This is a genomic window from Prevotella sp. MGM2 (genome assembly GCF_002933955.1).
Taxonomy (GTDB): domain Bacteria; phylum Bacteroidota; class Bacteroidia; order Bacteroidales; family Bacteroidaceae; genus Alloprevotella.
In genome coordinates, this window is record NZ_BEWW01000117.1 from 1 (window position 1) to 910 (window position 910).

Below are 910 nucleotides of genomic sequence, written 5' to 3' on the forward strand. Positions count from 1 at the left end.
GCACCAGCCCTCTTCACCAATGGTGCAGAATTCCCATGCTGCTTTGTCTGTCTCTCGCTGATTGCAGGCACTCAGGCCAACGGTTAAGAAAGGCAGTGTCAAAAGGCGGCAGACATATTTGAACCTGTCGTGCATCTGTTATTGTTTTTCGTTTGGCTGATGTCCGCCCTGTCTGCGATTGTTGTGTTCTCCTCCGCGGCGTTCCTTTTGCGGGGAATCTCCGCGTTGTGGCCGTTCTCCCCGTGACCGCTGTTCGCGTTGCGGGCGTTCCGTCCGTTCACGGGTGCCCTCATTTTGCGGGCGTCCGTTGCGCTGCTGACGCTTTTTCTTCCCACTGTTTTTGCGTCGGCGTTCCTTGTCAAAGCGGGTCAAGTCGTCCTGTTCAGCCAAATCGAGCGGCCGTACCGGACCTTGAGTTGCAGAGTTGTCGAGTTGTAGCGGCTTTTCGCCCTGCTTGTTGAGCTGTATCACCTCAAAGGCTCTGGCGGCGGAAATAGTCACCGTGTTGGCGGCCATTCGCTTGTCGGTGCTGTAGGTTACCATATTGGAAAGTATGTCGGCCTTAAAGTAGTAGAAAGTACCGTCGGCCGTCTCTAGCTGTACCTCGCGGCTGGGCAGGCGGCGGAAGGCTTCCACATAGGTGTCCACCTCATAGTTCAGGCAGCATTTCAGCTTGGCGCATTGCCCTGCCAGTTTCTGCGGATTGGGTGAAATGTCCTGAAAACGTGCCGCTCCGGTTGAAACGGACTTGAAATTCTTCATCCATGTGGCGCAACAGAGTTCACGTCCGCAAGGCCCTATCCCTCCGATGCGTCCGGCTTCCTGACGGGCACCTATCTGCCGCATTTCGATGCGTACATGAAAAGCTTCGGCCAGTACCTTGATAAGTTTGCGGAAGTCCACACGCGCG

Annotated in this window: 1 protein-coding gene; it reads right to left on the reverse strand. The window is 55.6% G+C overall.

The features are described 5' to 3' along the window. Window positions 1–138: 138 nt before the first annotated feature. Window positions 139–910: regulatory iron-sulfur-containing complex subunit RicT (ricT, locus tag C5S62_RS02530; protein ID WP_275541723.1), on the reverse strand; the 772-nt coding region annotated here is incomplete at its 5' end.